Source organism: Stenotrophomonas sp. STEN038 (genome assembly GCF_056759895.1).
The window spans coordinates 1-7,593 of record NZ_JBRRDW010000092.1; the positions used below are offsets into that span (position 1 = coordinate 1).

The 7,593-nt window shown below is 58.0% G+C and carries 10 protein-coding genes; 8 read left to right on the plus strand and 2 right to left on the minus strand.

What is annotated here, in order from left to right; genetic code table 11:
* The coding region (locus ACVOLS_RS20895) for a DUF3693 domain-containing protein (RefSeq protein ID WP_481547224.1) at positions 1-358 on the minus strand (358 nt) is incomplete at its 3' end.
* Between the two features lie 137 nt (positions 359-495).
* Between ACVOLS_RS20895 and ACVOLS_RS20900 the strand changes: the two genes are divergently transcribed.
* The 8 genes from ACVOLS_RS20900 (at position 496) to ACVOLS_RS20935 (ending at position 6,459) form a co-directional block, all read left to right on the plus strand.
* The gene (locus tag ACVOLS_RS20900; protein ID WP_481534016.1) at positions 496-672 is read left to right on the plus strand and encodes a hypothetical protein; all 177 of its coding nucleotides are present in this window, start codon (positions 496-498) and stop codon (positions 670-672) included.
* A 340-nt stretch (positions 673-1,012) separates the two neighbouring features.
* Positions 1,013-1,966, plus strand: coding sequence for a rolling circle replication-associated protein (locus ACVOLS_RS20905; protein WP_481534019.1), 954 nt, complete (start codon positions 1,013-1,015; stop codon positions 1,964-1,966).
* A complete protein-coding gene (locus ACVOLS_RS20910; protein WP_481534015.1) occupies positions 1,963-2,259 on the plus strand; it encodes a single-stranded DNA-binding protein in 297 nt (98 codons plus the stop codon). Before ACVOLS_RS20905 ends, ACVOLS_RS20910 begins: the two co-directional genes overlap by 4 nt.
* A gap of 243 nt (positions 2,260-2,502) precedes the next feature.
* Entirely contained in the window at positions 2,503-2,742 is a 240-nt protein-coding gene (locus ACVOLS_RS20915) for a hypothetical protein (RefSeq protein WP_481534014.1), read from the plus strand.
* 130 nt (positions 2,743-2,872) lie between these two features.
* Positions 2,873-4,345: a virulence factor TspB C-terminal domain-related protein gene (locus tag ACVOLS_RS20920; RefSeq protein WP_481534013.1), complete on the plus strand. Its 1,473-nt coding sequence runs from the start codon at positions 2,873-2,875 to the stop codon at positions 4,343-4,345.
* 1 nt (position 4,346) lies between these two features.
* The gene (locus ACVOLS_RS20925; protein WP_481547225.1) at positions 4,347-4,670 is read left to right on the plus strand and encodes a DUF2523 family protein; all 324 of its coding nucleotides are present in this window, start codon (positions 4,347-4,349) and stop codon (positions 4,668-4,670) included.
* Complete coding sequence (locus tag ACVOLS_RS20930) at positions 4,667-5,842, plus strand: zonular occludens toxin domain-containing protein (RefSeq protein WP_481534011.1); 1,176 nt, start codon at positions 4,667-4,669, stop codon at positions 5,840-5,842. The genes ACVOLS_RS20925 and ACVOLS_RS20930 overlap by 4 nt, the downstream gene beginning before the upstream one ends.
* A complete protein-coding gene (locus ACVOLS_RS20935; protein ID WP_481534010.1) occupies positions 5,839-6,459 on the plus strand; it encodes a TraX family protein in 621 nt (206 codons plus the stop codon). Before ACVOLS_RS20930 ends, ACVOLS_RS20935 begins: the two co-directional genes overlap by 4 nt.
* Before the next feature lie 675 nt (positions 6,460-7,134).
* Here ACVOLS_RS20935 and ACVOLS_RS20940 read toward each other — a convergent pair.
* Positions 7,135-7,488: a hypothetical protein gene (locus tag ACVOLS_RS20940; protein ID WP_481534009.1), complete on the minus strand. Its 354-nt coding sequence runs from the start codon at positions 7,486-7,488 to the stop codon at positions 7,135-7,137.
* Between the last annotated feature and the right edge of the window lie 105 nt (positions 7,489-7,593).

The window sequence follows — 7,593 nt, forward strand, 5'->3', positions numbered from 1 at the left end:
ATTTCGCATAATGTATAGACGGTGCTGCTGAAACACCGGATTCCGCTGCCTGTACGTGCACAGGGGAGGCGAGGCCAACCCCCATCACTAGGGCTATAGCGGTAGCGGCCAGCTTGCGCCATACGGCCTTTTCTTCGCGACTGATGGCGCGTGCCTCCCCAATAACTCCAAGCACTCTTGCGAGTGGCACTCCGGTAAGTCCCGCCAACGTCGCGCACACGACCGGATCGGGGTGCGAAACGTTTTTTCTGTAATTGCTTATTGCAGACGGCTTGACGCCGAGACGCGGCGCAAGGTCCTTGTCGTACTCAACCCCGCACACTTCTTTTGCTTTGTCAAGCAAAGAATTTACGTCCATTTCGATTCAAGCCTCTTGAATTATTCGATTCAAGGGTATTGAATCACGCCGTCGATCCAAGGGTCTTGGATTGATCCCGCCCCGGTCTCCCCTAGAGCCGGGAGCGGGTTCTAGGGCTAGGGGGTAGGGGAGGGGTCATGGAAGTTTCCGAACAGGATCTGGCCGCGTATGCGCTGAGCAAGCAGCTGCCGACCATCTATTCGCTTGAAAGCAACTACGGAGCCATCGAGCTTGATTCAGAACTGCGTGATGCAGTTGTCGCGGCTCTGGCACCGATCCTCCGTCGCCGCTATCTCGCTGGCGGTTCCAATTGATCGCCGTCCTCTCCGTGATCGCGCTCACGTGCTTGACGCTCGGCGTAGTTGGTCTGATCGACTGGGTATGCAGCCGTCGCGCTGCGCGCATTGATTCCTGGTACCGCGCTGCTCGCCTTGTTGCCCAGGCACGTGCCGAGGTGCGCCGTGGCTGACTTCATGTTCCTTCTTGCAATTGGCGTCCTCTGCCTCGTGCTTGGGCTTTGGATCATGCGTGGTGCCTCTCGTGGTTGAGTCCGAACCCTATCGCTATCACGGCACGTTCTGCGGCAATTGCGGCAAGCCTCGCAAGCTGCATCACGCTGATATGTGCAAGCCGTGCCATTCGCGCTTGCAGTCGATGATTGATGCGAACTCTGCTGCTCACAAGCCGCGTACTGCGCTTGATGAGTTCGACGCGTCTGTGGGCCACATGCGTGGCATGCAGCACCGCACTGAGGAAGCCTCTGAGCGCATCCACAAGGCCAAGCACAACGGCTCTGCGTCTCTTGCTGACTACTACGCAGCGGGTCCGGTCGCATTGAGTCCAGAGGGCCAGCGCGAAGCGCTGGCCCTTGGGCTTGTCCCTTATAAAACAAGTGGTCAAGACGCGCCGAAGACAGGCCGCGTATCCATCGAAATAGACCCACTGCTGGCACGGGCGCAGCGGTTGAAAAAGTCTGTCATCACGTCCGCGAGACTTCACAATGACGAAGCGAAAGCAACGGGTTTCCGTGGCGCGTGGTACATGCTCACGCTCACCTACCGAGACGGATGCAATAGCGGCCCTCGTGACATTAGCGACCTTCTGCGAGCGATGCGGGGCCACTTCAATGTCACTCGATCCCGCGCCAAACGGTTTGCGGGTCAAGTTTTCCGTTACCTCTGGGTGGGAGAGCTCACCCAGCGCGGCATCCCCCACTATCACATTCTGATCTGGATCCCTCAGGGGATGTACTTCGGCAAGATCGATAAACGTGGTTGGTGGCCTCATGGTTGCACCAACATGAAGAAGGCCCGCAACGCAGTGGGCTACCTCGCTAAGTACGCAAGCAAGTTCACCAGCCTTGTAGCTGGACAGTTCCCTAAAGGTTTCCGCACGCATGGCTGCGGTGGCCTGAATCAAGAATCCAAGCGCGAACTGCGCTACTGGAAAGCACCCGTCTCAGCACGCGAGATCCTCGGCGTTGCTGCCGACATTCGCAAAGCGCTTGGCGGGTGGTTCGACAAACTCACCGGTGAATTCTGGCCCTCACCGTGGCGAGTAACCATTTTTGGCGGCCGGATAATCGCTTGGAAGGTGATAGAGCTATGAAGATTCAAATTCTTTCGGACAACGTGTTGGTCAAGTCGATTCCCGCTCGCGGTGATCGTGCCGCTATGCAGTTCAATGAGCAGGTTGCAGCAATCATTGATCCGAGTGGCGGTTTCCCCAAGCCGTTCAAGGTTTCCTTGCAGGCCGGTGAGCACCCGTATCGCCCAGGCTTCTACACGTTCGATCTGTCCAGTTTCGTCACCGACGAATACGAGCGTTTGAAGATCGGCCGCGACGTGAAGCTCGTTCCGCTTGCTGATGACAAGCCGGTTCCGGCTCCGGCGAAGGGCTAACCCATGTCTGACCAGCCGGAATCGCTCTACGTCGTTGGCTGCGCACCCGAACACGTGCAGCCGGATGGGGTGTGCGCGGTTCCGGTCTGGATGCCATACCACCAGCCAATTCTTCCGCCCCTGGACTTGGCAGATGGGAGTTTGGTGGCCTTCGCCATTGTTGGCGTTTGGGCTGTCGGCTTGAAAGCGCGTCTCGTATTCCGCGCGGCGCGTATGTAGGGGCATCAACCCAAGAGGTGTTTTATGAAGAACGTGATCAACGCAACCCGTCGTTTCGCTGCCACCGCTGGCGGCAAGGTCGCTGCCGGTGCTTCGGCCCTGATGGCATCGGGCGCTGCTTTTGCGAGCGGTGGTGGTTCCCCGGGTGCCGCCATTGCTGGCGAAATGGCTGGTGGTAAGGCCGATGTGATGCTGGTGATTGCGGCAGCCGCAATCATCCTCGGCGCTCTGATCGTGTGGGGCTACGTCAAGAAGGCTCGCTAATCGGCGGGGCAGGGGATCGGGAGGGGCGCACCGTCATGGTCGCCCCTTTTTATTTGGAAGGAGGGGATATGGGTTACTTCATCATCATCGCAGTGTGTGGCGCGTGCTGGCTTGCGTTCGAGGGCATGTGATGAATCTCGCAAGGATCTTTGCCAGCGCTATAGCCCGTCGCGTCGCGGCTGTTGTCGTCGCTCTGGTACTTGGCTGGCTGGGTATCGGCGCTGCCAAGGCACAGGATTACAGCAAGTGCTTTTTGCCAAACGCTAATGGTGATAGCAGCTTTGTTTGTCCGACGCAGCAAGATGCGTATGAGATGGTCAACAAGGTTGCGTCCAACAACGCTACCGAGTGGAAAAATCCGGCGCAGCACTACCCCGAATCTCGCGTTTACGTGGTTTTGTATCGCGGCGTGGGTGGCAATCAGGAGGCCCGGCGTTACTACCCCGGAACGAATCCCTGCGGCGCGGGCAAGGTTTGGAATGAGAAGGGAAAACAGTGCCAAACGCCGTGCACTAGCGTAGCAAGGCCTCCAGCTACGGTCCCGCGCTCGCCCCTTACAGGCTCTCTCGGCTGCAATACAGGTTGCGTCGTCAACTATTCAAATAATGGCGATGACACAAGCACCGTTACAACTACCGGCGCAATGTGTGGGCCAGATTTCAAGAATGAATGCCCTACCGGCTCATTCTGGAATGGGGCAATGGCGCTCTGTCAGCCATTCGAGCCAACCTGCCCTCAGGGGCAGGTAAAGAAGGAAGGCGTGTGCGTTCCTGAGGGCAAATGCCCTGCTGGAATGATTGCAGTCCAGGGCACTACGCCGGGCGCCGTTCAAACCGGTGAGCTGTATTGCAAAGCTGAAGCTAGCGAGTGTCCTGCAGGAACAATTAAGGCACCGGCTACCGGTAAGTGCATACCCGGTGAAGGGCAGTGCGCTGAAGGCGAGGCGCGCCGCGATAACGGTACATGCGGCAAGGATTCTGACGGCGATGGTAAAGCCGATGAGGACGATGACAACCCGGACAATGACCCTGAGAAAGACAGTGCGTCTGGTGGCGATAGTTGTGATTCCCCTCCGTCATGTTCTGGCAATGCCATCGCTTGCATGCAGGTGAAGATTCAGTGGCGCATTGATTGCAACACTAGGCGCGCTGCAAACATTAGCGGTGGAACGTGTGACGCTGTGCCGATTTGTACTGGCAAGAAATGCGATGCGATGGAGTATGCCCAGCTGATGCAGCAATGGCGTTCGACGTGCGCACTGGAAAAACTTGCCAAGAAGGAAAGCGGCGAGACAGGTACAGATGGCACCGACGCAAACAAAAATGGCGTTGCGGATGCTCTGGAAGGGCGCGTTGGAACCAGCGAAAGTGAGACACCAACGGTCACGAAATTTGGTGCTCGTTTCTCTCTTTCCGTAATCAAAGAAGACAACATTTTTGGCGGTGGGTCTTGTCCCGAGCCGCCTAGCTTTCAGTTGATGGGGCAATCCATTAGCGGTGCCGATTTCCCTTATTGGTGTCAGGCAATGGCGATCCTTCGTGCGCTCATCCTGATCTTTGGCGCTTATACGGCGGTGAAAATTTTGATGGGTTGGGGGTTCTGATATGGGCATGGTTGCTGATTGGATTCAGGATGCTGTCAAGCATCTTATGGAGAAGGTCAAGGGTGCCGCTCACGGCATCGCATCGCAGGCGCTTGCCACGTTCGGCCTGACTATCGTGACGTGGGATCAGATCTTGCCGAACCTTCAGGCGTTCGTGGTTCAGCACGCCAGCGGTATTTCCGGGCAGGCAGCGCAGCTGCTTGGCTATCTCGGAGTAGGGCAGGCTATTTCTATGGTTCTTTCGGCCTTGACGGTCCGTATGGCGTGGAAAACGTTCATCGTCCCTAAGACGGTTGCCGACACCCTTACCGGAGGTTCGTCATGATTTACTGGTACACCGGCCAACCAGGTCACGGCAAAACGTTGCACGCGATTGACCGCCTTCTCGAATTCAAGGATCAAGGTCGTATTGTCTACGCGTGCAATATCCGTCAATTCGACTACTCCAAAACCGGCGTGCTCCCGATGACGCCAGAGCAGTTCTGCGACTGGCCGAACTTCCTGCCTGACGGTGCTGTCGTGCTTGTAGATGAGGCCTATGAGCATGGCATGCTGCCCAAGCGGCCACCCGGCTCCAAGGTACCGCACCATGTTGAGCAGCTGGCAAAGCACCGCCATCGCGGCTTGGATTTCATCTTTGTCAGCCAGTCCCCGGACAAGCAGTGTGATCAGTTCGTTCATGACCTGATCGAACGGCATATTCACGTTCGTCGTCGCTTCGGCACGAAGTTTGTGCACCTGCGTGAGTTCGACAGGTTCGAAGCACAGGCCGAAAAAGCAACGCCGTTGGTTGTTCGGCGCAAGGCGCTGCCTAAGCGGCCGATGGGCACGTATCAGTCCACGGAGATGGACACCACGGAGCGCAAGATTCCTTGGTACTACATCGCGCTTCCAATCCTGACGGGGCTTGGCTTGTTCTTGATGTACTACACGTTCGGCAACATGGGGAAGCGGCTGGGCGGCGAGGATGCGGACGCTACGGTAAAGGCAGCGAATGCGGCTGCGACACGCGACGGAGCGTCAGCGACGGCGAGTGGCGCAGCCAGCACCAAGCGTGTAACCCCGGCGGAATATGCCGAGCGATTCTTACCGCGTATCCCATCGGAGCCGTGGAGTGCACCTGCATACGATGATGCCCTGTCATTGCCGAGCGCATCGCCGCGGTTGTTCTGTATGTCATCCATGGGTGGGCAGAATGCCCAGGGCAAAGAAGCTGAGCCATCCTGTACGTGCCTGACGGAGCAGGGCACCAACTATGTGCTCGATGAGCCGACCTGCCGCTTCGTAGCTCGTCGTGGTCAATACGAGCCTTACCGTGATCAACGCGACGATCGTTTCGTTGATGGTCCAATGCAGATGGAGCGGGCGAGGGAGGACCTTTCCCAGCGCAGGGAGTCTGTATCGATCGAACGGGGCCAGCGCAAGTTGGGTACGTTCCCTGAATCGCCCGGCTACAACACCGCCACAACGGTGCCTTCTACGGATTTCCAGCTATGACCAGCGGCGGACGCGAATTGCTGAAATGGTTGGCCGTTGTGCTGATGACTGGTGACCATGCCGCCAAGCTGCTCTATGGCGATTACGTCCCGGTGGTCAGCGAGTTGGGCCGCATTGCTTTCCCTGTGTTCGCCTTGGTCATGGCCTATAACTTGGCGCAGCCGGGCGCTGACGTTGGCAAGTCGGTGAAGCGGCTTTTCGTTTGGGGCCTGATCGCTCAGCCGGTCTACGTGTGGGCCTTTGATGCGTTATTGCCGGTCAACGTACTGCTGAGCTTCGCGTTGGCCGCTGCGTGCGTCCTGTGCGCCCAGAATCGACGCTGGTGGTCGCTGCTGGTGTTGGCAGTGCCAGCGCCGCTGCTGGTGGACTACCAGTGGTCAGGCGTCGTGCTGGTGGTCGTGTGGTGGTGGCTGTTCTCGACCAAGCGTGTTGATAGCCATTTCTGGCTGGGTGCCGCTGCCTTCGCGCCGTTGTGTTTCTACAACGGCAACCTGTGGGCGCTGCTTGCGCTACCAGTGATGGCCGTCGCCCAGCTGGATCTACGCGTACCCAGGACACGATGGGCCTTCTACGGTTATTACGTTTTGCATATCGGGTTGTTGGCCGCTTTTTCCTGATCGCGGATCTGCCCTGCAGAAAGGGCTGTCTGGAAACCATTGCGCTGCAAGGGTTTCGGCAGCTTTCTAAAATTTACCGATCGCAAATGCGCCAGGCACTTGGGCTGTAGGGGCCAAGCCCCTACGGATTGCTCGCCCTATTTACGTGATTCGTCACTAAATTGGTCGAGCTTTCCTCTTGTATGATGCGCGTTCATATCCAGCAGGAAGCCGGGATGTACAGGGGAATTTTTGCAGTTGTTCTGTTGGCGTTGTCTGGCGGCGCGGCAGCGCAACAGGTCTACAAGTGCGTCGAGCGCGGTAAGCCAGATTCGTATCAGTCACATCCTTGCGCGAACGGTCCTGCGGCTAAGGCTTGGGACGCTGTGCCGGATCAGGAGAATCCGTATCTACGGGCGCGGCTTGCCCAGATGGAACGCGAAGTTGCGGCCCGCCGTGCAGCACAGCGCCCGTACGTTGCTTCTGTTGGCGGGGGCGGTGGTGGTCGCGCTACAGGGGCGACGATCCGAACTACGGGTTCTAGCTACGCTTGCGAGAGTGCGAAGCGGCAGCGAGATGTTGTTTACAACGCTGCAGGTACTAGGCGCTCTTTTGCTCTTTCCAGTGCCTATGACAACGCGGTTCAAAACGCATGCAAATAGGGGGTGCAGGGGCGTTGCCCCTGCGTTGACGCCGTTATCCAGCCCGCGTTCCGAAGTGGCGTTCCCGCCATTCGCCCAGGTCCACGACAACGACCTTGACCAACGACTGCTGACGCGCTTTTCGCGCAGCGTTCCTTTTCCGTGTCGCGTCACGTAAATCAGAAGCATCGGCGCGCCACAGCAGGCCGCGCAGCCTGCGTTCTGGGATCCTTTCGCCGCTTGGGGCGATCAGATCTCGTCCTGCCAGACGCCAGCCAGCCCATGGACCTGTCAGGGCGACGTGGTTGTCGATCACGCGCCGGTAGTAGTCGCTGGCGCAGCTGTTCGGGCATTGCGTTCCCGGTTCCCAGCACGGTGGACGGCTGTCCAGGTTGTAGGTGTCGCTCATGCCTCAATTTCCCCCGAATCCTTAGGAGGCCGGGATGGTAGGTGAGAAGTGAGCCAGATCCAGATCCATCTCAATCGGCCCATCAGCCATTTCGCATAATGTATA

Excerpts from the sequence above, each read along its gene's own strand:
- ACVOLS_RS20910 (WP_481534015.1), top strand. The coding sequence starts at position 1,963 with ATGAAGATTCAAATTCTTTCGGACAACGTGTTGGTCAAGTCGATTCCC.
- ACVOLS_RS20920 (WP_481534013.1), top strand. The coding sequence starts at position 2,873 with ATGAATCTCGCAAGGATCTTTGCCAGCGCTATAGCCCGTCGCGTCGCG.
- ACVOLS_RS20935 (WP_481534010.1), top strand. The coding sequence starts at position 5,839 with ATGACCAGCGGCGGACGCGAATTGCTGAAATGGTTGGCCGTTGTGCTG.
- ACVOLS_RS20930 (WP_481534011.1), top strand. The coding sequence starts at position 4,667 with ATGATTTACTGGTACACCGGCCAACCAGGTCACGGCAAAACGTTGCAC.
- ACVOLS_RS20940 (WP_481534009.1), bottom strand. The coding sequence starts at position 7,488 with ATGAGCGACACCTACAACCTGGACAGCCGTCCACCGTGCTGGGAACCG.
- ACVOLS_RS20925 (WP_481547225.1), top strand. The coding sequence starts at position 4,347 with ATGGGCATGGTTGCTGATTGGATTCAGGATGCTGTCAAGCATCTTATG.
- ACVOLS_RS20915 (WP_481534014.1), top strand. The coding sequence starts at position 2,503 with ATGAAGAACGTGATCAACGCAACCCGTCGTTTCGCTGCCACCGCTGGC.
- ACVOLS_RS20900 (WP_481534016.1), top strand. The coding sequence starts at position 496 with ATGGAAGTTTCCGAACAGGATCTGGCCGCGTATGCGCTGAGCAAGCAG.
- ACVOLS_RS20905 (WP_481534019.1), top strand. The coding sequence starts at position 1,013 with ATGATTGATGCGAACTCTGCTGCTCACAAGCCGCGTACTGCGCTTGAT.